A 23,540-nucleotide genomic window follows, 5' to 3' on the forward strand; every position below is an offset into this window, starting at 1 on the left:
CGGGCAGCTGTGTGTCAGCGATTATGAAGAAGACAGGTAATCCCATGCGAGCAGCAGTCCTCTACTCGACCGTTCCGTCCGGAACGAGTTACACCGAAGCCCGTCCGCTGGTGGTGCAGGAACTGGACCGCCCCAGGCCCCGCGCCGGTGAGCTTGGCGTCGCCATCACCTACTCCAGCCTGTGTCACTCGGATCTCTCTGTGGTGGACGGCTCGCGGGTCAGGCCGCTTCCGATGGCACTCGGGCACGAGGCCGTGGGGAGAGTCGTCGCCGTAGGGGACGGCATCGCGGACATTTCCGTGGGGGACCACGTGGTACTTGTCTTCGTGCCGAGCTGCGGCGATTGCCGTGCTTGCCACGCCGGACGTCCCGCGCTCTGCCACCGGGCTGCCGACGTGAATGGATCCGGCGACCTCCTGCACGGTGAGGCGCTGCTGCGGACGCCTTCCGGGGAACGGATCAACCACCACCTTGGGGTCTCTGCCTTTGCGGACTACGCGGTGGTGGCCCGCGAATCCGTCGTGGTCATTGGCGACGACGTCCCGGACACCGTGGCGGCAATGTTCGGCTGCGCCGTGCTTACGGGCATGGGGGCAGTGCTCAACTCAGCGGCGGTCAGCAGCGGACAGTCTGTTGCGGTCTTCGGACTGGGCGCAGTGGGTCTCTCGGCAGTCATGGCTGCCGCGCTCGCGGAGGCCTCGACCGTGATCGCGATTGACCCCAACACCGGGAAGCACCGGTTGGCCCGCGACTGCGGCGCAACAGCCGTAGGCACTCCTGATGACGCCGCGCGGCTGATTGCCGAGGCAACCGGCGACGGCGTGGACGTTGCCATCGAAGCCGTGGGCTCCGCCCGCGTGATCGCCTCGTGCCTGGAGCATGTGACGCGGGGCGGTGCCGTGGTCTCGGTAGGACTGCCGCATCCCTCCGCCGAGCTGACCGTCCCGGCCCTGCAGTTCGCCGGCGCGGGCAAGCGCCTGCTGGGTTCCTATATGGGCGACGCCGTGCCCGAACGGGACATTCCCCTTTACATCGGCTATTGGCGCGAGGGACGGCTGCCCGTCGAACTGCTGCACACCGACACGAAGCCACTGGCTGAAATCAACGAGGGACTCGATGCCCTGACGGCCGGCAAGGTGGTCCGGCGGCTGTTTCAGGCCTGACGGCGGTCCTACGGCTGACGGCGGTCATGCAGGGTGAGGGCATCTCAGGCAGCCAGCAGTTCCTGACGTTGGTGCACTTCCTCCTTGAGTGCCGCGATGACAGCCTGCACCCGCTCCGACCGCAGGGATTCAGGGCGGGCCACGGCCCAGATGGGGAGCTGGCGCTGGAAGTCGTGGGCGAGTACCGGCACAAAGTCCGGCTTCCCGGCGACCATGAAGTTCGGCAGCAGGCCGATTCCCGCGCCCCGGCGCACCGCCTCCACCTGGGCGAAAATGCTCGTTGCCTGGAAACTGGACTTCGGCATCGGCAACTGCGAGGACCGGTGTCCCAGTTCTTCCACCTGGAGCGCCGACTCAACGTAAGACACGAAGCCGTGCTGCCCCACGCCGTCGAGCGTTTCAGGCAACCCTAGCTCGGCAGCGTAGCCGGGGCTGGCGTATAGCCGGAGGAAGTAGTTGGCCAGGAAGATCGTCTGCGCGCTGCTGACGTCGGCCCGGCCCACCACGACCTCAAGGTCCACGCCGGACCGGTTCTGGCTGACCTTGCGGGTGGCGCTCAGCATCTCGACATTCAGCAGCGGATGCCGGCGCTGGAGCCGGACCAGGGCGGGGGCCACGAACTCGGCGCCGAAGCCGTCCGACGTGCTGATCCGTACCAGCCCGGAGAGCGCGTTCTGGTCCTCGCCGATGAGGCCGGCCAGTGAGCCCAGCGTCTCCTCGATGGCTTCAGCAGCGGCGACTGCCGACGCGCCGAGCTCCGTCAGCTCCCAGCCATGCGGGCTCCGCTCGAGTGTGCGCCCGCCCAGTTGCTTGTCGAGGGCGAGGATCCTGCGCGAAATCGTGGTGTGCGTGGTGCCCAATGTTTCGGCCACGGCGTTGAACCGGCCAAGGCGGGCCACCGTCAGCAGAATCAGCAGGTCATCCGGATTCGGGAGCCGCCTCACTTGGTTGCGCCTTTCGCTCTATGTGCATCAATGCACATGCCGTCTGTGATTTTTCCCCTTGATTGCACTGTAGCAGGGTGTGATCGTTGACGAAGGTACTTCCGGTCTGAGCGGCCGGACACGAAGCAAAGGAGCTTGCGCATGGCAGTAATCGGTTGGATCGGTCTGGGGAACATGGGCGGTTCCATGTCAGCGAATCTGGCAAAGGCGGGGCACGACGTGCGCGGGTTCGACCTCAATCCCGCAGCCGTCGCCGCCGCTGAAGCCGGCGGAGTGAAACCGGTCAAGAGCATCGCCGAGGCCGTGAACGGTGCCGATGTCGTTTTCACGATGCTGCCCAAGGGCGAGCATGCGAAGTCTGTCTACCTGGGTGCGGACGGCGTCCTGGCGCATGCCGACACCCGCACCCTCCTGGTGGACTCCTCCACGATCGATATTGCCTCCGCCCAGGAGCTGCACGACGCCGCCGCTGCCGCCGGCTTCCGCTTCGTGGACGCCCCTGTCTCGGGCGGCATGAGCGGAGCCAAGGCCGGGACCCTCACCTTCATGGTGGGCGGCGAAGAAGGCGCCGTGGCTGACGCCACAGACTACATCGGGCCCATGGCTTCCAACATCATCCCGACCGGGGGTGCCACCACCGGCCAGGCCGCCAAGATCTGCAACAACCTGATGCTGTTCATCAACCTGGCATCGACCGCCGAAGGTGCCGTGCTGGCGGACCGGCTCGGCCTGGACAAGCAGGTGTTCTGGGACATCGCTTCGGTCTCCTCAGGAGACAGCTGGGCCCTGCGCACCTGGTACCCCGTTCCTGGCGTGGTCTCGACCGCTGCATCAAACAACGACTTTGCGCCCACCTTCACCACGGAGCTGGCCAACAAGGACATCGGCCTGGCCATCAGCGCGGCCGAGGACACCGGAACGCCGCTCGAAATCGGCAGGCACGTCCAGCAGCTGTTCCAGCAGCTGATCGATGCCGGGGAGTCCGGCAAGGACTGCTCCATGATCATCAAGCTCGTCGACGGCTCGCTGGATTCGGCAAAGTAACCGGCACGCCTCGCCTGTGCCCCAAGAAACTCCCCTCAGAAAGAGATATTCCATGGAAACCATTCCCCATTTCATCAACGGCAACCGCGTCAGCGACGCCGAGCGGTTCGGCCCCGTCTTCAACCCGGCAACGGGGGAACAGGAGAAGGAGGTTGCCCTCGCCTCAGCCGCCAGGGTCGAGGAAGCAATAGCCACCGCTAAAGCTGCCCTGCCAGGCTGGCGGGCCACCAGCCTGGCGAAGCGCACCAACATCTTCTACCGGGTCCGGGAGATCCTGACGCAGCGCAAATCCGAGCTCGCGGCCATCCTCACTAGCGAGCACGGCAAGGTGCTCTCCGATGCCGAGGGCGAAATCTCCCGCGGCCTCGAGAACATCGAGTTCGCCACCGGACTGTCCCACATGCTCAAAGGCGAGCGTTCAGAACAAGTCTCCAACGGCGTCGACGTTCATTCCGTACGGCAGCCCGTAGGCGTCGTCGCGTGCATTACGCCCTTCAATTTCCCGGCGATGGTGCCGTTGTGGATGATCGGCAGCGCACTGGCCTGCGGCAACACCGTGCTGCTGAAGCCCAGCGAGAAGGATCCGTCGTCGGCCGTGTTCATCGCGGAGGTCTTCGCCGAAGCAGGGTTGCCCGCAGGCGTGCTCAACGTCGTCCAGGGCGATAAGGAGGCGGTCGACGTCCTGCTGGAACACCCGGACGTGAAGGCTGTCAGCTTCGTGGGCTCGACACCCATCGCCCAGTCCATCTACAAGCGCGCGGCCGATCACGGCAAGCGCGTCCAGGCCCTCGGCGGCGCCAAGAACCACATGGTGGTCCTGCCCGACGCAGACCTGGACATGGCAGCAGACGCAGCAATCTCCGCAGCCTACGGTTCCGCCGGTGAGCGCTGCATGGCGGTCAGCGTGCTCGTGGCCGTGGGGAACATCGCTGACGACCTCGTGGCGGCGATCACCAGCCGGATGGCGACGCTCAAGATCGGTCCCGGCACTGATCCGTCCTCGCAGATGGGGCCGCTGATCACGGCTGAACACCGCGATAAAGTTGCCTCCTACGTTGCCGGTGCAGAAAACGAAGGTGCCACGGTCGTCGTGGACGGACGTGCTCAGCAGTTTGATTCGAATGGCTTCTTTATCGGCGTCAGCCTGGTGGATCACGTCAAGCCCGGCATGAAGGTCTACGACGACGAGATCTTTGGTCCGGTGCTGTCCGTTGTCCGCGTCGATACCTACAACGACGCCGTCCGGCTGGTCAACGAGAACGAGTTCGGCAACGGCGTCGCTATCTTCACCCGTGATGGCGGGGCCGCACGGCAGTTCGAGTTCGATGTCGAGGCGGGCATGGTGGGCGTCAACGTGCCGATCCCCGTACCGGTGGGCACCTTCTCCTTTGGCGGCTGGAAGAACTCCCTGTTCGGCGACACCCACATGTACGGTCCGGAAAGCATCCGTTTCTACACGCGGGGCAAGGTAGTCACCACCCGCTGGCCGGATCCGGCCACGTCCGTCATCGACCTCGGATTCCCGCAGGTCGACTAAGCGGAGCAAAAAGTCAGCCCGTCCCCCCGCAGTCAAAAATTGCGGGGGCACGGGCTGTTCGTTCGCCCTGCAGGTTTTAGCTAACAGCCGTGCGGCCCCAGGTTCCGCCACTCGTATTCTTTTCTGGGGGTCGAATAGCCGTCCTGCGATTGCCGAAAGTCAGCCGTTCATGATGTCGTTGCGCCGGGTCATGTACTCCTCCATGGAGATCTCGCCGTTGCTGTACTGCTGGTCGAGCTCGGCCAGCTTGCGCGCACGGAAACCCTGCGGGGCCGACGGCGGCGGGGGAGTCGGGGGAACTGCCTGCTGCTGTGGCTGGGACTGCTGCGGCCGCGAGGTGTTGGCCTGAAACTCGGGGCTGTCCTCATAAGGGACCTGGCCCGGATACGCCTGGCCCTGATACCCCTGACCCCGATAACCCGGCCCCTGGAATCCCGGCCCGTTCGGTGTGGCACCGGGGTACTGGAAATTCGGGGGCTGGGAGTTGGGATACTGGGCGTTCGGATACTGGGCGTTCGGGTACGGCGTGCCAGGGTCTGGCTGATCCATCGGCGGAAGCGGCTCCTGCCCTCGGCCCTGAGGAAGCCCAAGGCCGCCGCTGAAATAGTCCTGCTGGGTGTAGCCGTCCCGGGGCTGGTTCTTCTGTTTGCCCGAGAAGGAACCGGGGAACTGGTCCGGATACTGTCCGGAGAAATTCTGACCCTGGTCCCGCTTCTGGACGGACCGCCGGTACATCCGCATCCCCACGGGAATCAGGAGCGACAGAATAATGATCCAGAAAAACAGATTGTTCACGGTGCTGGGCCTCTCATGGGTTTGAATCCAGCTTAGCCCCGGATCAACGGGGCGGCTCTTTACGCCGGATCCTGTCCGTTGCCCAAGGCAAGACGTGCCCAGCCAGCGGGTGCTGCAGCACGTGACGACCGCTCAGATCCTGTTTGTTGGCATTCCGATGAACGCCTCATACCTCCGTACCGCGCGGTCCAACTCCCGTGCCAGGGCTTCGTCCTGCAGGCGCCCGCCCAAGGCATTGCCGCCGTCAGTGGCTCCGCCGGAATCGAACATGCGGATGTCCAGTTCGCAACGCTGGTCGCGCTTGCCGGGCTGCACAAACCTGTGCCGCCAAGAACCCGCCATCCGCCCGTCCAGCAGGACCACATGCATGGGAGCATCATCCACCGGAAGTGCCGGCGCGATCCCGCCGAGGTAACCGCGGGAGACCGAATAACCCATGATGTATTCGTCATAACACTGGACCAGGTCGATCCGTGGAGCCGGATCAGTACGCAAGGCTGGATCGCTGTTGCTGCCGCTGGCACTTCGGCGGGCGACGTTGTCCGGGGCGAAGTAAAAGACGACGCCGTCAATCACCGCAGACTCCAAGCCCGGCTGATCCTCTTCCAGAATGAGCTGCAGCCCCTGCCGCACATCGGCCATGGTCAGCCCGGACCAGTCTGCGCAGTCCTTGACGCTGGCGGGGCCACGGCTCCGGAAATACCTCAGGGCCAAAGCGGCGAGCGCCTGCTCCCTGGACAGCTCTTCGGGCGCGGCGGACGGCATCACGGACGGGACGGTTGATGGCCCCGCTGGTGCACCTTGTGTCACTGCTCGGGCCGGCACCACGCGTTCGTCGAAGGCAGCATACGTTTGCCGGAGCGCGCCCCCGGCAGTACGCACCGGCGCTCCGCTCACGAGGATGCCGCTGATCTCTGCGTGCATGATGAGGTACGCAAGAACCGGGCCGTTGGCAGCGAATCCCGCGCGCTGCAATTCCTCCGCCAGCTGCTCGCGGGTGAGATGCCGGCCGCCCGCGACTGCTGCTGCCAGCACATCGCCGCTTCTTGTTGCCGCCGCATCAATCCCTGTCCTGCGGTACATGCCGGCATTGGCCTGGTGCAGGCGCGGTGCGGACAATGCCCGGAGCCACGTCAGATCCTCTCGGTGCACAAAGTGCCACGTTGGCCGCAGGATATGCGTGCGCAGAATCCGTCCATCAGCGACGGCCTGTTCAATCTCGTTCGCCGTAGCGCCAGGGGTTCGCTGGGCCAGGGACCAGCGCGCATAAGCAAACTCCTGCGCCTGGACGGCCAGCAGATTCTTCAGGGCGTCCTCTGCCGAAGTCGCCAAGGGAGCACGGAGCTTCTGGCTTGCCAGCCGGATCCGGACGACGTCCCCGGGGCCAAGCCCGCCGTCATCGGCCAGGATCCCGGTCCTCATCAGACGTGGCCGTTCATGGCACGGCGGCTGCGGCTAATGCCGCACGGCATGTTCGGACCCGAGAGGACCCTCGCCGGAGCCCAACGGGACACCCGGCCCGAAGACGGGACCCGGCGTCGGCCGTTTTGGCGTGATTCCGTCGCCGGAGGAACGGTGGCGGACCCTGCGGACCACCCACGGCACGAAATACTCCCGCGCCCAGACCAGGTCGCCGGTGCGGGCCTCGCGCCAGCTACGCGCCGGTAGCGGTTTGGGGGCCAGCGGTTCCAGGCTGTGCTCGATGTTAAGTGAATCGAGCACCATCGCGGCGATGGTGTGGTGGCCCAGCGGGGAAAAGTGCAGGCGGTCCTCGTCCCACATCTGGGGATCCTTCAGCTGCCGAAGCGACCACATATCGGCGATGATGGCGTCGTGCCGGGCGGCGACGGTCCTGAGATTCTCGTTGTAGATGGCAACCCTGCTCCGGATCCGGCCCAGCACGGAGGACCCGGTGTCGGGACCATTGAACAGGACCACTGTTGCGCCGCTCATGGCCAGGATCTGGATCACGTGGTCCAGCTTCTCGGCCAGGGCGTCAGGATCTCCGCCGGGTCGGATGAGGTCGTTGCCTCCGGCGGACAGGGTCACAAGATCAGGCTTCAGGGCCAGGCACGGGGCAAGCTGCTGGTCAATGATCTGCTGGAGCAGGCGGCCACGGACAGCAAGGTTGGCATAGGCGAAATCGTCGTGGCCGCGCCCCAGTTCCTCCGCTACGCGGTCGGCCCAGCCCCGGTAGCCGCCCGGACTGCTCGGTTCGGGATCACCGATTCCTTCCGTAAAGGAGTCGCCCATCGCGACGTATCGGCTCCAGGGATGGCGGTCTGACGGGCTCTGGGGATTCTGCAACGATTCGGTTCCGCTCACGGTTCACATCCTGCCCTCTCCCTGCCAAGCTACGCCACCGTAGGTAGTTACCGTCCGGTAACTGTAAGAATGGAGCCATGACTTTAGCCGACTCCTTTCCTGCCCCTATTGTCGTGTGGTCCGAGCCCGAGGAAACCCGGGCTGGCAAGCCCCTGCTTGTCCTCCTGCACGGCCACGGAGCAAACGAGCAGGATCTCCTCAGCCTGGCGGACATGCTCCCGGACGACTTCGCAGTGGCGTCTGTCCGTGCCCCCATCCCCGTAGGCCCCGGCTATTCCTGGTTCCCGCTGACCAATACTGTCGAATACTCGGTGGAGGCAGTGAAGTCCGCCGCCGGCTATGTGCTCGACTGGATCGACACCGTCAAGGCCAACCACCCCTCCGTGACGCTCCTCGGGTTCTCCATGGGGATGGCCATGGCCACCACGCTGCTCCGGCAACGGCCCGCCGACTTTGCCGCCGTCGTCGGGCTTTCCGGTTTTGTTGTCGACGCCGGCTCCGACGGTGAGTTCCGCGATGCCGAACTGGACGGAACGGTGCCCCTTTTCTGGGGTCGGGACCAGCAGGACCCGGTCATCACCCCGGACAAGATCGAATACACGATGGGCTGGGTCCGCAAACACGTGAAGCTGACCAAGGTCCTGTACACCGGAATGTGGCACAGCATCAACGCACAGGAGATCGGCCACGTGTCGGAATTCCTCACGCATGAGGTGCTGAACAAGTAGCCGTTCGCGGCAAAAGCTCCAGAGTCCCCTGGGATCAGGCGCCGGGTGCGATGATCCGGACTGTGTGGTTATTGACCGTGACGGTATCTCCGTGATGGAGCTGCCGGCCGCGCCTGTCGTCGATTTCGCCGTTGACCTTGACCAGTCCGTTCTTGATCAGCTCGGTTGCCTCGACGCCGTCCTCCACCATGTTCGCAAGTTTCAGGAGCTGACCGAGGCGGATCATGTCGTCGCGGATGGGGATGTCTTCGATTTCCTGGTTGCTCATACAAGCAATGATGCCCGACGTAAGGTAAACCCAATGACCCACGCACCGCGGCTGCCCCTCGCCGCAGGCCTTCCGATGGCCGTGGCCGCCGGCCTCGCCATCCCTGTCCAGGGGCGGATCAACGGGGCCCTCGGCGCCCGCCTCGGGGATGGAATCGCCGCCGCCGTGGTCAGTTTCAGCACCGGACTCGTGCTCATGATCCTGGTCTCGCTGATCCTGCCCCGCGGACGGGCCGGTCTTGCCCGGATCCTCCCTGCCGTGCGGCAGCGCCGGTTCCCGCCCTACTACGTCCTCGCCGGCGGAATCGGCGCCTTCTTTGTCTTCGCGCAGTCCTTCACAATCGGCCTGTTGGGGGTCGCGCTGTTCACCGTATCTACCGTCACGGGCCAGACAGCCAGCGGGCTGCTCGTGGACAGGCTGGGAATTGGCCCCGGCGGCAAGAAAGCGGTGACCGGCATCCGCGTCATCGGCTGCATCCTCACCATCGCGGCCGTGGCATGGGCTGTGTCGCCCCGCTTCAATGGCGGCGGCGCCGGCGGCTCAGCGGGAGGACCGGCCGGAGGAGACCCGGGCCAGCTCATCCTGCCGGTAATCCTTCCGGTTCTGGCCGGCTTCCTCATGAGCTTCCAGCAGGCGATGAACGGCACCGCCACCATGCACTACGGAACCCCGATCGCCGCCACCCTGGTGAATTTCGTGGCAGGCACGTGTGTGCTGTGGGCCGCCTGGCTCGTCAAGGCGGCAGTCGCCGGAGTAGGCAACCCGCTGCCGGAAGAGTGGTGGTACTACCTCGGCGGGCCCATGGGCTGCGTGTTCATCGGGCTCGGGGCGCTGCTGGTCCGCAGTCTCGGTGTGCTCGTGACGGGACTTGGCATGATCGCCGGGCAGCTCCTGGGCTCACTCGGGCTCGACCTGGTGGTTCCGGCTCCGGGCAGCGTGGTGGAGGTTCCCACGGTGCTCGGCACGCTACTCACTCTGGGTGCCATCGTCCTTGCCACTCTTCCATGGCCGCGGGGAGCGATCCGCAGGCAGCGCCCGGTAGGCTAGGACACGCAGCTTTCTGCACTGTTTTCCCTTCGCACACCACCCCCGCCCGGCAACCAGCCGGGGTTTCGGGGCCATAAACCGCGGACCGCACCCAGCGGCCCTGTAGAAATTGGAGTTCCCATGGCAGCAAAATCCGTCCTCGACCAGGTCATTTCCCTTTCCAAGCGGAGAGGTTTCGTTTTCCAGGCCGGCGAGATCTACGGAGGCTCCCGCTCCGCCTGGGACTACGGACCCCTCGGTGCAGAGCTGAAGGAGAACATCAAGCGCCAATGGTGGCAGTCCGTGGTGCGCGGCCGTGAGGACGTTGTAGGCCTGGATTCCTCCGTGATCTTGCCCCGCCAGGTATGGGAAGCTTCCGGCCACGTCGAGGTCTTCTCCGACCCGCTGGTGGAATGCCTGTCCTGCCACAAGCGCTACCGCGCCGACCACCTCGAGGAAGAGTACGAGGAAAAGAAGGGCCGCCCCGCCGAAAACGGCCTTAAGGACATCGCCTGTGCCAACTGCGGCACCCGCGGCGAATGGACCGAGCCGCAGGAATTCTCCGGCCTCCTCAAGACCTTCCTGGGCCCGGTTGCCAACGAGGAGGGCCTGCACTACCTGCGCCCGGAAACAGCCCAGGGCATCTTCGTGAACTTCAGCAACGTGCTCACGACGTCGCGGAAGAAGCCCCCGTTCGGCATCGGCCAGATCGGCAAGTCCTTCCGCAACGAGATCACGCCCGGAAACTTCATCTTCCGCACCCGTGAGTTCGAGCAGATGGAGATGGAATTCTTCGTCGAGCCCGGCACGGACGAGGAATGGCACCAGTACTGGATGAAGGAGCGCATGGCCTGGTACACCGGCCTGGGCATCAGGGAGGAAAACCTCCGCTTCTTCGAGCACCCGCTGGACAAGCTGAGCCACTATTCCAAGGGCACCACGGACATCGAATACCGCTTCGGTTTCCAGGGCTCGGAGTGGGGCGAGCTGGAGGGCATTGCCAACCGCACCGACTTCGATCTCTCCACCCATGCCAAGGCCTCCGGCCACGATCTGAGCTACTTCAACCAGGCCACGAACGAGCGCTACACGCCGTACGTTATCGAACCCGCTGCAGGCCTGACCCGCTCCTTCATGGCCTTCCTGGTGGATGCTTACACCGAGGACGAAGCCCCCAACGCCAAGGGCGGGGTGGACGTGCGCACCGTGCTGAAGCTTGACCCCCGCCTCGCACCGGTCAAGGCTGCCGTCCTTCCGCTGAGCCGGAACGAGGACCTGTCCCCGAAAGCCAAGGACCTCGGCGCCCAGCTCCGCAAGAACTGGAACATCGACTTTGACGACGCCGGTGCGATCGGACGCCGCTACCGCCGCCAGGACGAGATCGGAACCCCGTTCTGCATCACCGTGGACTTCGACACCCTTGATGACCAGGCCGTCACCATCCGTGAGCGCGACACCATGAGCCAGGACCGCGTCTCCCTGGACAAGGTGGAGGGCTACCTGGCCGCACGGCTGATCGGCGCCTAACCGTGGCGATCCAATACCGTGAATGGCGCGAAGGCGACGACCTTGCGCTCCTGGAAATCTGGGGAGACCCGGAAACTGTCCAGGCCGGACAGTTCCGGGGCACCCTGGCGCCTTCCAGCAACGCACCCTGGCGGCGCTGCATTGTGGCCGAGGACGTCGTGGACGGCGTCAGCATTCCGGTTGCCGCCGGCGTGGTCCACGAGGCGTCCCTGCACCCGGAGCGCCTGTGGGTCTATGTCGAGGTAGCCCGGGACCACCGCCGCTCCGGCATCGGTTCCACGCTGCTCATGATGCTGCGCCGCGAAGCCGAAGCGTCGCCGTCGGGAGTTAACCGGCTGCGGTGCAAGGTCGAGCCGGGCACGCCCGGTGCAGCGTTTGCCGAAGCCGCGGGACTCACTCCGATCCAGCGCTCGCAGCTCGTCGTCGTGGAACCTGCGGCCCTGAAGCTTCCGGTGTTCGGGGACGGTTCTGAGGAAGCCGCTGCGGAGCGTGTGGAGGACCTGGCCACCGGTTCGGTGGAACTGTCCGACGTCGTAGGGCGGTATTACACGTCAGTCCACGGCTGGGACAGCCCGGGCGAGCTGAGCATCCCCACGGTCCAGCGGCTGTTTCTCGATGAACTCAGCGGCGCCCACGGGGCGATCGTCTTGCGTGCGCCAAAGGCCAGCGCATTCGGCCAGGGCGTGCCGACGTCGAAGAAGGGCAGGCTGCAGGCGTTCGCCATCAGCTACGCGGAGCTCAATCCCGAACAGGGACCGTCAGGCCACCCCTCGGACGTGTTCCTCGGCCATGAGCCGGAGCTGGAGCCCGACGAGGCACAGGCCGCGGTCCGTGACCTGCTCGCGCTGATCGCGTACCAGTACCCGGTCCTCATGGAAGTGGATGATTCCATGACAGCGGTGCGCTCCGTCGTCGAGCCGCTGATGGAGACGGGCAAGGCCCGCCGCCAAGGTGCCGAGACGTTCGTCGTCTCCGACTAACCCCGGCGACGACGGCGGCCCCTCGCCCGGTCCTCGGCATCCAGCCTTTGCCGTTCGGCCTCGGAGGGGGCGCCGCCGCCGAGATCGGCGGGCATCCACCAGTCGCCAGGTTTAGCGGCGACCGGAAAACTGGCGATGCAGTAATCGATCCCTGCCTGGAGTATTTCCCGGAGCCTTGCCGTTTCGGCCTCCGCATCGATGCCGGGTGCCGGCGTCATCGGCGGGCCGATATGGACGCGGACGGGAGCGCGCCAGGCGGTCCGGCCCGAAAATCGGCGGCCGCGGGTCAGGAGCCGGTGGGCGCCCCAGACGGACATCGGGATGACGGGCACGCCGGCCTCTGCCGCCATCCGCACGGCACCGGTCTTGCATTCGCGCACTTTGAAGCTGCGGCTGACGCCCGCTTCCGGGAACACGGCAAGGTATTCCCCGGCACGGAGCTTGGCCACTGCGGCATCATAGGCAGCGGAGCGGGAACCGTAGCTCACCACGACATTCCCGGTGGCACTGATGACCGGCCCCGCGAGCCAGTGATCCGCCGCGCCCTGGGTGATGAGGAAGCGGAGCTGGGCCCGGGCATGGTTCCAGACCACCAGTTCGGCGGCGGCAAAATCGAGATAGCCAAAGTGCGTGACCGCCATGACCGCTCCTCGACCAGGCTGTACCAGCCGCGACGAACCGTTCCGCGGATCGGAAGCGGGCAGGTGCTCCCGGCCGGTGACGATGACGCCGACCTGGAAAATCCAGCGCAGGAAGAGACCTGCCCGGACGAGCAGCCGGTAGAAGCGGTCATTCGGCATGGGCGTGAGTCACAGCACTGCCGGGGAGGTCTGCGCAGTTGGCGGGACCAGCCGGTCGAGCGAGGCAACGGACCTCAGCGGAGATTCAGCAGGGACACCGGATCTCTCGCTGAAGGCCTTCAGCAGGAAGCCGGTGGCCAGCGTGTGCCAGAGCCGCACGCGCCGGATCATGAAGTGGCCGGTCGCCTTGAGCGAAACGTACTGCAGCACCTCAGCATCCGGGGCCGCCCGCCGCGCAAACCGCAGGGACGCCGTCGGGCTCGTCCAGCGATCCTGGTCGCCGTGCACGATGAGGACCTTCCGCCCGGCCACGGGTGCAGCCGGTGTTGCATCGTTGAGCCACGGGGCGAGCGCCACCACGGCATCCACCTGGGGGTCGTCGGCCACGCAGAGGGCGGTCAGACCGCCCATGGAATGCCCCAGCAGGTACACCGGGACGCCCGGGTGTTCCTCCCGGATCTTCGCCAGGGCCCAGCGGGCATCCTTCAGCGGCGACATCTCCTCGCCGTTCCAGCCGCGCACCCGGTTCCGCAGAATCCACACTTCCAAGCCGAGCTTCCGGCCGGCCCGGTGCAGTTGCCGCGCGAACGGCACCATCCGGGCGGGGCCCAGGTGGCGGGCCTGGACAGGTTCGAAAGAGTGGGAGCGGCCGCCGTGGAGGACCAGCGCCACGCCCCGGGTGATGCCGGTGGGCCTCAGGACAGTCAGCACCGCTTCCGCGGGCGGTACTGCGCCAGCCGACGGCGGTCCTGCGCCAGCCGACGGCGGCGCCACCCTCGGTTGAGCGGCTTCGGCTGGGTCCGGTTTGGCAGTATTGCGGTGGCTCACGCCTGCATCCTCCGACTTTGTGTCCTCCATTTATCAACACTATGGTGACCGTCGTAGAGTTCAAGCATGAGGTCTAACAGCTGATGGGTTCCGGTCACTCCCACGGTCACGCAGGTCATTCGGAGCCGACGCCCCAGGCGGTAGCTGCACGCAGGAAGGCGAACCGGATTCTTGCCGCCGTGCTGATTCCGCTGACCCTGCTGACGCTGGCCGCGATGGCGGCGCTCTGGCCGTCCGGCAGCAAGGAGGGCCTGACACTTGCCAACCCCTATGCGGCGGCACCTGGAGTAACTTTCGATACCGGGCGGATCCAGCGCGTGGTCACCGAGAGTTGCACGGCTACGGCCAGCCAAAGCCCCCAGCAAGGGACGCGGCAAAGCCCGCAGCAAGGAACGCAGCAGGGAAGCCAGCAACGCACCGACGGCGGCTCCCGGTGCACCTTCGCCTTCACCGAGCCGGACAAGGGCGGCAACCCCGTCAAAGTGGTGATCAACCCGGACATCGCCAAGTCGCACGGCGTGGACGTGGGGGATAACATCCGCTACCTCAATCTCACCAATGCCCAGGGCGCCGCGGCCGCGGGACCGAACGGACCGGCCGCCCAAGGCGCGCCGGCGTACATCTTCGTGGACTTCGTCCGGACCATGCCCATTATTCTGCTGGCCGTCCTGTATGCCCTGGTGGTGGTTGCCGTGGCCCGGTGGCGCGGGCTGCGTGCCCTGATCGGCCTCGTCGGTGCCTACTTCGTGCTGGTGAGCTTCATTCTGCCCGGACTCGTGGAGGGAAAGCCGCCGCTGCTCCTCGCCCTGGTGGGGTCCACCGTGATCATGATCGGGGTGCTGTACTTCGCCCACGGCTTCTCGGCACGGACCTCCACCGCGCTGCTGGGCACGATCTTCGGCCTGGGCATCACGGCGCTGCTGGCGGCCTGGGCAACCGACGCCGCGAACCTCGCCGGCGTGGGCAGCCACGACGCCGCCACCCTCGTCAATATCTCGGGGAACATCTCGATTTCAGGCATTATCCTGTGCGGACTCATCATTTCCGGGCTGGGTGTCCTCAACGATGTCACCATCACACAGTCGTCGGCGGTGTGGGAGCTCTACGAGTTGGCGCCGGCCACGAGCGCCCGCAAACTGTTCAGCGCCGCCATGCGGATCGGGCGGGACCACATCGCCTCCACGGTGTACACGATTGCCTTCGCCTATGCCGGCGCCGCCCTGCCCATCCTCATCATCGTGATGCTGTACAACCGCCCGCTCGGGGAGGCGCTCACCAGCGCCGAACTGTCCGAGGAAGTCATCCGGACCCTGGTGGGATCGATCGGCCTCGTTCTGGCGATCCCCGTCACCACGCTGATCGCGGTCCTCGTGGTCAAGGCTACGGGGATCCGGAGCGGCGGGCAGACGTCCGTAACGGCCGACGATGTCGATGACACCGGCGCGCTCGCGGCTGCAGCAGCCGTGGCCGCCGAAAGCGGTCCAACCCTGCCGGAAACGCGCCGCGGCCGGCGTGCCGTCCAGCAGGAGCAGGAGCGGGCCAGGGAATAGCACTTGCGCCCGATTTGCCCGCCTTTGAGACAATGGACGGGTGACTGTTGTAGCAACGCCTCCCGCCCCCAAGCTGGAACTCCCGCCCCTGAAGCTGGGACCGATCACGGTGGACACCCCCGTGATCCTGGCCCCGATGGCCGGCATCACCAACTCGGCCTTCCGCAGGCTCTGCCGTGAATACGGCGGCGGCATGTATGTGGCGGAGATGGTGACCTCCCGCGCCCTCGTGGAGCGCACCCCGGAGTCGCTGCGCATCATTTCCCATGACGACGACGAAAAAGTCCGCTCCGTCCAGCTCTACGGAGTGGATCCCGTGACCGTGGGCCAGGCCGTGCGCATGCTGGTCGACGAGAACCGTGCGGACCACATTGACCTGAACTTCGGCTGCCCCGTGCCCAAGGTAACCCGGCGTGGGGGAGGTTCGGCCCTGCCCTGGAAAATCGATCTCTTCACCTCGATCGTGCAGACGGCGGTCAAGGAAGCGTCGAGGGGCGGCATCCCGCTCACCATCAAGATGCGCAAGGGCATTGACGAGGACCACCTGACGTACCTCGACGCCGGCCGCATCGCCCGCGATTCCGGCGTTGCCGCCGTCGCGCTCCATGGACGGACGGCGGCGCAGTTCTACTCCGGCCAGGCCGACTGGTCCGCCATCGCGCGCCTCCGCGAGGCGCTCCCGGACATTCCCGTCCTGGGCAACGGCGACATCTGGTCCGCCGAGGACGCCGTGCGCATGGTCCGCGAGACCGGCGTCGATGGCGTCGTGGTCGGCCGCGGCTGCCAAGGCCGGCCCTGGCTTTTCGGGGACCTGCAGGCCGCGTTCGAAGGAAGCGACGAGCGGCATCGCCCGGGCTTGCGCCAGGTGGCCGAAGGCGTCTACCGCCATGCCGAGCTCATGGTCGAAACCTTCGGCAACGACGAATACAAGGCCCTCCGGGAAATCCGCAAGCACATGGCCTGGTACTTCAAGGGCTACGTGGTGGGCGGGGAACTGCGCGCCAAACTGGCCACAGTGCCCACCCTTGAAGTGCTGCGCGAACTGCTGGGCGAGCTGGACATGGACCTGCCCTACCCCGGCGCCGACTCCGAAGGCCCCCGAGGCCGTGCCGGTTCCCCGAAGAAGCCGGCCCTGCCCAAGGACTGGCTGGTCAGCCGGCAGATGGATGCAGACCAGACGCGCGACATTGCCGCCGCGGAGCTGGACGTGTCCGGTGGGTGAGAGCCAGCTTGCCCAGGCGCGCCGGCTGCCACAGTTCCTCTCCGGCTACGAGGCCCACGATTCAGCCCGCTGGGTGGAGGAACCGCCCAAAAGCACCTACCGTTCCGACTTTGAGCGGGACCGTGCACGGGTCCTGCATTCCTCGGCACTGCGTCGGCTCGGTGCCAAGACCCAGGTGGTGGCGCCGGACACGGATGACTTTGTCCGGACCCGGCTAACGCACAGCCTTGAAGTGGCGCAGGTGGGCCGTGAACTGGGCCGGGCGCTGGGCTGCGATCCGGATGTGGTGGACACCGCCTGCCTGAGCCACGACCTCGGACACCCGCCGTTCGGCCACAACGGTGAGTCGGCGCTCAACGAAATGGCCCACGCAATCGGTGGCTTTGAAGGCAACGCGCAGACACTGCGGCTGCTGACCCGGCTGGAGCCGAAAGTCCTGGACAGTGAGGGCAGGCCGGCCGGCCTGAACCTGACCCGGGCAAGTCTCGACGCCGCGGCAAAGTACCCGTGGTCAGCCCTCGACGCGCCCGTGATCCACGGCCAGCGGACCAGCAAGTTCGGCGCCTACGAGGACGACCTGCCCATCTTCAACTGGATCCGGGAAGGGGCGCCCGGGCGGCGGTCCTGCCTCGAAGCCCAGGTCATGGACCTCGCCGACGATATTTCCTACTCGGTGCACGACGTCGAGGACGCCATCGTGGCCGGCCACTTCCAGCTGCGCTGGATGGATAATCCGGACCACCGGGCCCGTGTGGTGGGGTACGCCAAGCAGTGGTACCTGCCGCACAACGACCCCGCAGCCATCGACGCCGCCCTGGCCAGGCTGGAAGCAACGGACGTCTGGGTCCGTGAGGCCGACGGCAGCCGCAAGTCCATGGCCGCCCTGAAGGACATGACCAGCCAACTGATCGGCCGGTTCTGTCAAAGCGCCCTGGAAACCACTCGTGCCGTGTACGGCCCGGAACACCTGACCCGCTACAACGCGGAACTCATGGTGCCGGACGAGACCGTGATGGAGATCGCCGTCATGAAGGGCCTGGCCACCACGTTCGTGATGACCACGGAGCACCGCCAGCCCATCTATGAGCGGCAGCGCGAGGTCCTCCACGCCCTGGTGACCGCGCTGAACGCCTCCGGCGACCGCCACCTCGAACCGATGTTCGCCGCTGACTGGCGGGACGCGGCCGACGACGCCGCCCGGCTCCGCGTCGTCATCGACCAGGTGGCATCGCTGACTGACGGCTCCGCGCTGGCCATGTACGAACGGCTTGTGGGCAGCCTTCCGTCACTGTGGTGATCGCCGACACAGGGCACCCTTCGCTGTCCCGCCCCCGGATTAGGATGGCTTCGTGGCCGGCCTGATCAAACGTGAAGACATTGACGAAGTCCGCCAGCGCACGGACATCAAGGAAGTAGTTGACGGCTACGTCACGCTCAAAAACGCCGGGCTGGGCTCCTTCAAGGGCTTGTGCCCGTTCCATGACGAGCGCTCGCCGTCGTTCACGGTCCGGCCGCAGGTGGGCCGCTACCATTGCTTCGGCTGCGGCGAAGACGGCGACGTCATCTCGTTCGTCCAGAAGCTGGACCACACAACATTCCATGAGGCCGTGGAGAAGCTGGCAGCCCGGATCGGGTACGAGCTCCGCTACGAGGACGGCGGCACGGGCCCCAACCGTGAGGAAGTGGGCAAGCGCCAGCGGCTCCTGGACGCCCATAAGGTGGCGGATGAGTTCTTCCGTGCCCAGCTGCTGACCGCCGGCGCAGCCGAAGGGCGCAAATTCCTGCAGCTCCGGGGGTTCGACCGCGGCGCTGCCGAGCATTTTGGCGTCGGATACGCGCCCCAGGGCTGGGATGCGCTGCTCAAGCACCTGCGCGGCCGCGGATTCATTGAGCCGGAGCTGAAGCTCACCGGGATGTTTTCCGAAGGCAACCGGGGCATCTACGACCGATTCCGGGGCCGTCTCATCTGGCCCATCCGGGACATCGCAGGGGACACCATCGGCTTCGGCGCGCGCAAGCTCTACGAGGACGACCAGGGCCCGAAGTATCTCAACACCCCGGAAACAACGCTCTACAAGAAGTCGCAGGTGCTGTACGGCATCGACCTCGCCAAACGGAGCATTGCCAAGGACCGCCAGCTGGTGGTCGTGGAAGGCTACACCGACGTCATGGCCTGCCATCTCGCGGGGATCCCGACGGCGGTGGCCACGTGCGGGACCTCGTTCGGTGCCGACCACATCAAGATCGCCCGCCGGCTGCTGTCCGACGACGGCACCGGGGGAGAGGTCATCTTCACCTTCGATGGCGACGCCGCCGGTCAGAAGGCGGCCCTGCGGGCCTTTGAAGAGGACCAGCGCTTTGTGGCCCAGACCTACGTCGCCGTGGAGCCGACCGGAGCGGACCCTTGCGACCTGCGGCAGACGCGGGGGGATGCGGCTGTCCGTGAGCTGATCGCCTCGCGGCGCCCGCTGTTTGAGTTTGCTATCCGGGCTGCGCTGAAAAGGCACAACCTGGATACCGTGGAAGGCCGGGTTGCCGCGCTGCGTGAGTCCGCTCCTGTGGTGGCCCAGATCCGCGACGCCGGCATCCGGCCCGCCTACGCGCGTGAGCTGGCGGGATGGCTGGGGATGTCGATCGAGGACGTTGGCAGCGCTGTGGCCGCTGCTGCCAAGCGGGGGGCCCATGGCCCGGGACAGTCCGCAGCCGGCCCCGCTGGCCGGGGCGGCGCCGGCACGCCTGGTCCGGGCGTTGCCGCGTTGCCGCCGTCGGGCGTTCTGCCGTCATTTAACCGTCCCGATCCCCGCGACCCGGTTGCATCCATGGAGCGGCAGGCGCTCGAAGTGGCGCTGCAGGAGCCGGCGATGCTGGGCGGAGGCATCTGGGAGCGCTTCGCCGCCGTACGGTTCGCCACGCCCGCTTATCAGGCTATCCACGACGCCATCCGCGCCACGGGACTCGGTTTCGCCGGGGATCCGGTGGTGTGGGTGGAGAAGCTGCGCCAGGAGGTCCCGGAACCGCTGCAGCCGCTGGTTTCGGAGCTTGCGGTGGTTCCGTTGCCCGCGAACACCGCCGAGGCCGTGCAAAAATACTGCCGGGACATCCTTGCCCGGCTTTTCGAACTGCAGATCACGCGCGTGAAGGCCGACAAGATGGGGCAGTTGCAGCGCCTGGACGCGGCAGCCCATCCTGAGGAGTTCCAGAAGCTCAACCGAGAACTGATGATGCTGGAAATGGAGCGCCGCTCACTGCGTTCCGAGTCCTGAAACGCCGGTAGCTGCCCGGCATGACCCTCGATTTCGTTTCCCGGCGGAGTGTTTGCTAGGCTTATATCCGCTTCATTCCTCCTTAGCTCAATTGGCAGAGCATTCGACTGTTAATCGAAGGGTTGCTGGTTCAAGTCCAGCAGGAGGAGCGCACAGTCCCCGTTCCGGACCTCCGGAACGGGGACCTTTTTTATACCCGGGGAGGGTATTTGTTCCGCGTAATTCCGCCGATTTCCCATAGCGCGGGAACCTTTGCTAATGTCATACCTGCTTCATTCCTCCTTAGCTCAATTGGCAGAGCATTCGACTGTTAATCGAAGGGTTGCTGGTTCAAGTCCAGCAGGAGGAGCGCACAGGTCCCGCAGCCAGCACAGAGTTGGCTGCGGGACCTTTTTCATGGCGGATCTTCACGCGTCTCGTTCTTTGGATGTCGGGGCTAGACGAAGTCCATCTCCACCTGGAGGAACCGTTCCGCCTCGGCGACGGCCGCTGCGAAGGCCTCGCTTTCAGTGGGGGACGTGCGCGGCTGGCGGGGATGCCACTCGTGCGGCGAGGAGTGCACACGCGTGAAGCCGCCGTCGGGCGGTGCGTAGAAGATGCCAAAGCGCTGCACCGGCCATTCGGGGGACGTCTCCGGCGCCACGAGCAGGGCCGCATTGACGGCCGGATTGAACCACTGGGCTATGGGGCGCCGCCGGTCCTCGGTGAAAAGTCCCGCGGCATAGAGAGCTGCCGACTGCGCACTGGTCTGCGTGCACAGCCGGTCCCACCACAACGGCAGTATGCCGGTGTCGCACCGCTGCCACGTGGCTGGAAGGGGAGGATGATCCTGCCAGTGGGGCACGTATCAACTTTATCTCGCGGCGGGCCGCCCGGAACAGATGCGGGCCAGATGCCGGCGGCGGAAGGGGCCGTCAGGGAACTGTTGCCAGGGGCGGTTCCGTTGCGAGCCCGGTCCCCTGGTCATGACCGGTTCCAGGGCCCCGGATTCACGCGGTACAGCAGCGCTGAGCCCGCCACGGCGCCAAGGATGATCCCCATCGCGACGTTGCCCATGGCCCGGCCGGCAAAGAAGCCCGCCACGCCGCCAAGGATGGCTCCGAGGAACAGTCCGCGGCGGTTGCGGTGCGGTTTTCGAGTCATGCGGCCAGCGTACCTGCGGGCTTGGGGACCGAGTGCATCAGCGGGCGGTCCATTAGTGGCCGGTCCTTCAGTGGATCGACGGAACGGTCTTGGGCCGGACCACGATCCACAGTGCCGCGGCTGCGAGGAAGATACAGCTGGCTTGGACGGCACCCATGGGCGTGGCGGAGCTGCCGCCCAGCCAGCCCACCACGGGCGAGATGAGGCCGGCCATCAGGAAAGTGGACGCGCCCAGCAGGGACGCCGCGGTGCCGGCCTGGGCGCCGTGGCTGGACAGCGCCAGGACCTGGACGCTCGGGAAGGTGAAGCCGGTCCCAAGGATGTAGAACCAGAGCGGCACCATGACACCCCAGAGCCCGAACCCCAGCTGGTCGAAGAGGACGATCAGGAGGGCCATCAGGAACATCCAGGCGGTGGAACCGGCAAGGATCCACTGTGGCGGCACCCGCCGGATCAGCCGCGAGCTCGTTTGGACCCCGGCGACGATGCCCAGTGAATTGATGCCGAACAGCAGGCCGTACTGCTGCGGAGTGAAGCCGTAGGTGTCCTGGAAAAGGAACGGGGACGCGGAGAGATAGGTGAACAGGCCTCCGAAGTTCATGCCGCCGAGCATCAGGAGGCCGACGAAGATCCGGTCGGAGAAGAGTGTCCGGTAGCGCTGGCGGGCAGTCATGCCGGACAAACCGCGTTGCTCACGCGGAAGTGTCTCACGGACCAGGAACATCGCGGCGACGATCACCGTAGTGCCGTAGCATGCCAGGAACACGAAGATGCCCGGCCAGGGCATCACCAGGAGCAGCTGCGATCCGATCACGGGAGCCAGGATGGGTGCCAGTCCGTTGACCAGCGCCATGCGGGAGAACATCCGCACCATGGGATAGCCGCTGAAGAGGTCCCGCACCACGGCCATGGCGACGACGCTCCCGCCCGCGGCGCCGATTCCCATCAGGACGCGGAAGAGACCGAGGGTGCCGATGTCCGTGGAGATCGACGCACCCACCGAGGCGGAGATGTGCACGGCGGTGGCGAGGATGAGTGGCAGCCGCCGGCCGAACTTGTCGCTGAAGGGGCCAACAACCAGCTGCCCGACGGCGAACCCGACGGTGGTACCTGTCAGTGTCAGCTGGACTGCGGCTTCCGAAACGTTGAGGCTTTCTTCCAGCGCGGGGAAGGCCGGCAGGTAGAGGTCCACCGTGAAGGGTCCCAGAGCGGTGAGGGCGCCAAGAAGAAGGATGTAGAGGAACTTTTGGCGTCGGCTCAGGGCATCGCCCGGATTGGTGGTGGTCACAGAGAACAATCCTAGGGCGCAAAGATCATACTTTTACAGCGTTGGAGGGCTCGCCGGAAAGTATTTCCAGAAGTTGCGGCTGAGCCTGAATGATAGTTTTGTCACCGGGGCGTGCTGAGCCACATGCTGGCCCTGCAACAGCCGAAGAAGAATCGATGATGGAACCAGTTAGGCGGAACCTATGAGCGGGCGTCACAGCGGGCGGGCCAAGCACGGCTTGCGTATTACTGCGCTGCCAAAAACGTTGAAGCTCATCTTCAAACTGGCCCCGCGGCAGCTCAATGATGAGATCGCAATGGCCAAGTTTGAGGTCAAGCGCAAGGGCAAGCAGCTCGGCGTGGCGGGAGCGTTCTTCGGGGTGGCGGCGGTCTTCCTGGCTTTCCTGGTGACGGGACTGATCGTCGCGGCCATCATGGGGCTCGCTACCATCATGCCGGCCTGGCTCGCGGCGCTGCTCGTGTGCGCGGTCTTCCTCCTCATCGCCCTGATCGGCGGGCTCATAGGCCTCCAGAAGTTCAAGAAGGCCATGCCGCTGATTCCGGAGGAAACCGTCCGCGGCCTGAAGCATGATCTTGGCATCGCCAAGGAGGGCTCGGACTTTGACGCCGCAGTACTGGATCCGAACTCACCCCAGGCCAGGGCCGCCAAGGAAGCCAAGGCTGCTGCCAAGGCGCAGGAGAAGGCTGAGAAGGAAGCAAAGGCAGCCGCGGAGGCGGTTGAGATTCCGCCGGTCAGCGAGCCTGACCTTCACCGTCGCCTGAAGCAGCGGCGCGAACACCTCACCGGCGTACGCGACGAGCTCGGCGAGGAACTTGATGTCAAGACCCAGGCCGAGGCGCTGCTCGGCGTGGCCAGGCACCGCCTGGATGAGGGCAAGGACATGCTCAGAGACAGCAAGGACCGGGTCGGCGAAAAAATTGCTGCCCTGTCCGCTGCGGCCTACTCGTCCTCTGCATCCCGGGATAGCGTCGGGGAGTCCTTGCCTGGACAGCTCGAAGCACGGTGGAAGCCGCTGCTGGCCTTCGCCGCCTCCACTGCCGTCCTGTTTGCCCTGCTGCGGAAACTGTTCAAGAGCTGAACGTTGCCCTGATCGTGGACAGGACGACGCG

Annotated in this window: 21 protein-coding genes, 2 tRNA genes and 1 pseudogene; 14 read left to right on the forward strand and 10 right to left on the reverse strand. The window is 65.9% G+C overall.

The features are described 5' to 3' along the window. Positions 1–44 precede the first annotated feature (44 nt). Positions 45–1,163, forward strand: a complete 1,119-nt coding sequence (locus tag J7E80_RS05990; RefSeq protein WP_215050558.1) for a zinc-dependent alcohol dehydrogenase family protein — start codon at positions 45–47, stop codon at positions 1,161–1,163. Between the two features lie 44 nt (positions 1,164–1,207). Here the strand turns inward: J7E80_RS05990 and J7E80_RS05995 are convergent, their stop codons facing one another. Beyond that, on the reverse strand, positions 1,208–2,107 hold the full coding sequence (locus J7E80_RS05995; protein ID WP_215050559.1) for a LysR family transcriptional regulator: 900 nt from the start codon (positions 2,105–2,107) through the stop codon (positions 1,208–1,210). A 120-nt stretch (positions 2,108–2,227) separates the two neighbouring features. Here J7E80_RS05995 and mmsB point away from each other — a divergent pair. Beyond that, positions 2,228–3,151, forward strand: a pseudogene (mmsB, locus tag J7E80_RS06000) (3-hydroxyisobutyrate dehydrogenase); the annotation flags it as partial. A 52-nt stretch (positions 3,152–3,203) separates the two neighbouring features. Beyond that, positions 3,204–4,688: a CoA-acylating methylmalonate-semialdehyde dehydrogenase gene (locus J7E80_RS06005; protein WP_215050561.1), complete on the forward strand. Its 1,485-nt coding sequence runs from the start codon at positions 3,204–3,206 to the stop codon at positions 4,686–4,688. A gap of 159 nt (positions 4,689–4,847) precedes the next feature. On the opposite strand, the gene J7E80_RS06010 is transcribed toward J7E80_RS06005, so the two are convergent. From J7E80_RS06010 to J7E80_RS06020, 3 genes are all read right to left on the reverse strand, one after another. Beyond that, positions 4,848–5,483, reverse strand: a complete 636-nt coding sequence (locus J7E80_RS06010) for a hypothetical protein (protein ID WP_215050562.1) — start codon at positions 5,481–5,483, stop codon at positions 4,848–4,850. Between the two features lie 132 nt (positions 5,484–5,615). Further along, complete coding sequence (locus J7E80_RS06015) at positions 5,616–6,905, reverse strand: winged helix DNA-binding domain-containing protein (RefSeq protein WP_215050563.1); 1,290 nt, start codon at positions 6,903–6,905, stop codon at positions 5,616–5,618. Between the two features lie 33 nt (positions 6,906–6,938). Beyond that, a complete protein-coding gene (locus tag J7E80_RS06020; protein ID WP_251036553.1) occupies positions 6,939–7,736 on the reverse strand; it encodes an SGNH/GDSL hydrolase family protein in 798 nt (265 codons plus the stop codon). A gap of 149 nt (positions 7,737–7,885) precedes the next feature. Here J7E80_RS06020 and J7E80_RS06025 point away from each other — a divergent pair, with 149 nt between their 5' ends. After that, positions 7,886–8,536 (forward strand): alpha/beta hydrolase, encoded by a 651-nt coding sequence (locus J7E80_RS06025; protein WP_215050565.1) that lies wholly within the window; start codon positions 7,886–7,888, stop codon positions 8,534–8,536. A gap of 34 nt (positions 8,537–8,570) precedes the next feature. Here the strand turns inward: J7E80_RS06025 and J7E80_RS06030 are convergent, their stop codons facing one another. Next, positions 8,571–8,804 carry an RNA-binding S4 domain-containing protein gene (locus J7E80_RS06030; RefSeq protein ID WP_215050566.1) on the reverse strand — a complete coding sequence of 78 codons (234 nt, stop codon included), beginning with the start codon at positions 8,802–8,804 and terminating at the stop codon, positions 8,571–8,573. 33 nt (positions 8,805–8,837) lie between these two features. On the opposite strand from J7E80_RS06030, the gene J7E80_RS06035 reads away from it, so the two are divergent. The 3 genes from J7E80_RS06035 to J7E80_RS06045 all read left to right on the forward strand — a co-directional run bounded on the left by J7E80_RS06035 (position 8,838) and on the right by J7E80_RS06045 (position 12,337). After that, positions 8,838–9,851, forward strand: a complete 1,014-nt coding sequence (locus tag J7E80_RS06035; RefSeq protein ID WP_215050567.1) for a DMT family transporter — start codon at positions 8,838–8,840, stop codon at positions 9,849–9,851. Between the two features lie 120 nt (positions 9,852–9,971). After that, positions 9,972–11,357 (forward strand): glycine--tRNA ligase, encoded by a 1,386-nt coding sequence (locus tag J7E80_RS06040; protein WP_215050568.1) that lies wholly within the window; start codon positions 9,972–9,974, stop codon positions 11,355–11,357. A gap of 2 nt (positions 11,358–11,359) precedes the next feature. Then, the gene (locus J7E80_RS06045) at positions 11,360–12,337 is read left to right on the forward strand and encodes a GNAT family N-acetyltransferase (protein WP_215050569.1); all 978 of its coding nucleotides are present in this window, start codon (positions 11,360–11,362) and stop codon (positions 12,335–12,337) included. Here J7E80_RS06045 and J7E80_RS06050 read toward each other — a convergent pair. Beyond that, positions 12,334–13,137, reverse strand: a complete 804-nt coding sequence (locus tag J7E80_RS06050; protein WP_215050570.1) for a 1-acyl-sn-glycerol-3-phosphate acyltransferase — start codon at positions 13,135–13,137, stop codon at positions 12,334–12,336. The genes J7E80_RS06045 and J7E80_RS06050 overlap by 4 nt on opposite strands. A 9-nt stretch (positions 13,138–13,146) precedes the next feature. Then, entirely contained in the window at positions 13,147–13,995 is an 849-nt protein-coding gene (locus tag J7E80_RS06055; RefSeq protein WP_215050571.1) for an alpha/beta hydrolase, read from the reverse strand. Positions 13,996–14,048: 53 nt separating this feature from the next. Here J7E80_RS06055 and J7E80_RS06060 point away from each other — a divergent pair, with 53 nt between their 5' ends. From J7E80_RS06060 to J7E80_RS06085, 6 genes are all read left to right on the forward strand, one after another. Continuing rightward, positions 14,049–15,515 (forward strand): YibE/F family protein, encoded by a 1,467-nt coding sequence (locus J7E80_RS06060; protein WP_215050572.1) that lies wholly within the window; start codon positions 14,049–14,051, stop codon positions 15,513–15,515. A gap of 40 nt (positions 15,516–15,555) precedes the next feature. Then, a complete protein-coding gene (dusB, locus tag J7E80_RS06065; protein ID WP_215050573.1) occupies positions 15,556–16,737 on the forward strand; it encodes a tRNA dihydrouridine synthase DusB in 1,182 nt (393 codons plus the stop codon). After that, positions 16,730–18,034 (forward strand): deoxyguanosinetriphosphate triphosphohydrolase, encoded by a 1,305-nt coding sequence (locus tag J7E80_RS06070; protein WP_215050574.1) that lies wholly within the window; start codon positions 16,730–16,732, stop codon positions 18,032–18,034. Before dusB ends, J7E80_RS06070 begins: the two co-directional genes overlap by 8 nt. A 52-nt stretch (positions 18,035–18,086) precedes the next feature. Next, positions 18,087–20,000 (forward strand): DNA primase, encoded by a 1,914-nt coding sequence (gene dnaG / locus J7E80_RS06075; protein WP_215050575.1) that lies wholly within the window; start codon positions 18,087–18,089, stop codon positions 19,998–20,000. Between the two features lie 76 nt (positions 20,001–20,076). Then, positions 20,077–20,149 (forward strand) — tRNA-Asn (locus tag J7E80_RS06080). Between the two features lie 127 nt (positions 20,150–20,276). After that, positions 20,277–20,349: transfer RNA gene (locus J7E80_RS06085), tRNA-Asn, on the forward strand. A gap of 87 nt (positions 20,350–20,436) precedes the next feature. Here J7E80_RS06085 and J7E80_RS06090 read toward each other — a convergent pair. The 3 genes from J7E80_RS06090 to J7E80_RS06100 all read right to left on the reverse strand — a co-directional run bounded on the left by J7E80_RS06090 (position 20,437) and on the right by J7E80_RS06100 (position 22,431). Further along, on the reverse strand, positions 20,437–20,844 hold the full coding sequence (locus J7E80_RS06090) for a hypothetical protein (protein ID WP_215050576.1): 408 nt from the start codon (positions 20,842–20,844) through the stop codon (positions 20,437–20,439). A gap of 119 nt (positions 20,845–20,963) precedes the next feature. Further along, positions 20,964–21,143, reverse strand: coding sequence for a hypothetical protein (locus J7E80_RS06095; protein ID WP_215050577.1), 180 nt, complete (start codon positions 21,141–21,143; stop codon positions 20,964–20,966). A 67-nt stretch (positions 21,144–21,210) separates the two neighbouring features. Next, complete coding sequence (locus tag J7E80_RS06100; protein WP_215050578.1) at positions 21,211–22,431, reverse strand: multidrug effflux MFS transporter; 1,221 nt, start codon at positions 22,429–22,431, stop codon at positions 21,211–21,213. A gap of 181 nt (positions 22,432–22,612) precedes the next feature. On the opposite strand from J7E80_RS06100, the gene J7E80_RS06105 reads away from it, so the two are divergent. Continuing rightward, positions 22,613–23,509 (forward strand): phage holin family protein, encoded by an 897-nt coding sequence (locus J7E80_RS06105; protein ID WP_215050579.1) that lies wholly within the window; start codon positions 22,613–22,615, stop codon positions 23,507–23,509. The last annotated feature ends 31 nt before the right edge of the window (positions 23,510–23,540 follow it).

The organism is Arthrobacter sp. ISL-28 (assembly GCF_018613875.1).
GTDB lineage: Bacteria > Actinomycetota > Actinomycetes > Actinomycetales > Micrococcaceae > Arthrobacter.